Origin of the sequence: Pseudomonas sp. H9 (genome assembly GCF_004353925.1) — a bacterium.
GTDB lineage: Bacteria > Pseudomonadota > Gammaproteobacteria > Pseudomonadales > Pseudomonadaceae > Aquipseudomonas.
In genome coordinates, this window is the sequence record NZ_SMOK01000038.1 from 1 (window position 1) to 1,323 (window position 1,323).

Genomic DNA, 1,323 nt, shown 5'->3' on the forward strand with positions numbered 1-1,323 from the left:
TGTCCCGTCCTGAATAAGGTTTACACCTCCCATCCCGAATTTCCGGAGAGTCAGATGGAGCAAGGTGTAAAGCGCACACAGCGAGATTACTCGCTGTCTTTTAAATTGGCCGTCGTTGATCAGATCGAAAAAGGCGAACTGACCTACAAACAGGCCCAGGTGCGGTATGGCATCCAGGGTCGGTCGACGGTTCTGGTATGGTTGCGTAAGCATGGTCGGCAGGATTGGAGCCAAGGGGCCTCGATCCGAGACGAGAGGAGTTGCGCGATGTCTGACCCCAAAACGCTCACTCCAGAGCAACGGATCAAAGAGCTTGAGCAACAGCTTGAGCTGATGAGCCAGAAGGCCCAGTTCTTTGAGACGGTTGTTGATGTTCTGAAGAATGACTACGGTGTATCGGTCGTAAAAAAGCGATCCGGCAAGTCCTCTCGCAAGGTCAAGTCGCAGGACTGAGCATTGCCAGGGCTTGTCAGTTTCTAGGCATCAGCCGACAGGCTTACTACAAGCGCAATCGAGCTGCTGATGGCAAAGAGCGCCAGGCAGATCGGGTGGTTGAGTTTGTTCAGCAAGTGCGGATGCGCCAGCCTCGTCTGGGTACACGCAAGCTGCACTATCTGCTGCATTGCCAACCTGACAAACGATTCCAAGTCGGCCGAGATAGGCTGTTCCAGGTCTTGGGAGAGCGCCGTTTGCTGGTGCTACCCAAGCGGGCATACCACAAGACAACACAGAGCTTTCATCGCTTCTATCGCCACCCCAACTTACTCAAGCCCGGTCCAAGCCAAGTCGTTCCGACAAGGCCGGAGCATGTCTGGGTTGCCGACATTACTTATCTGCCCGCACGTAACGGCCCGCTGTACCTGAGCCTGGTAACGGATGCGTACTCCAGGAAAATTGTTGGTCATCACGTCCATGAAAGCCTGCATGCCGAGTCAGTGGCGCAAGCCTTCAAGCAGGCATTACGAAAGCGACGTCGTTGCCAGCCATTAGTCCACCATTCGGACCGAGGCATCCAATATTGCTCGGCGCTATACCAGTCACTGCACCAACGGCACGATGTTCAGTGTTCCATGACTGATGGGTATGACTGCTACCAGAACGCGCTGGCCGAGCGAATCAACGGAATCCTCAAGATGGAGCTGCTGTTGAGCAGCCCTGAAGATCTTGAGCAAGCAAGGCAGATGGTTGACGAGGCAGTGCAGATATACAACACAGAACGGCCCCATATGGCCCTGAAAAACAAAACGCCCGATGCTGTGCATCGGGCGTTTTGAGGCCTATCGGCCTACCTGAACAGGTGTAAACCTATTTCAGGACTAGACA

Annotated in this window: 1 protein-coding gene; it reads left to right on the forward strand. The window is 54.2% G+C overall.

Going from position 1 to position 1,323, the window contains the following annotated elements; all coding sequences use genetic code 11:
- The first annotated feature begins 54 nt into the window (after window positions 1-54).
- A protein-coding gene (locus E1573_RS22845) for an IS3 family transposase (protein ID WP_133216816.1) occupies window positions 55-1,274 on the forward strand; the annotation gives its coding sequence in 2 pieces (ribosomal slippage) (window positions 55-403 and window positions 403-1,274; 1,221 coding nt in all).
- Window positions 1,275-1,323: the final 49 nt, after the last annotated feature.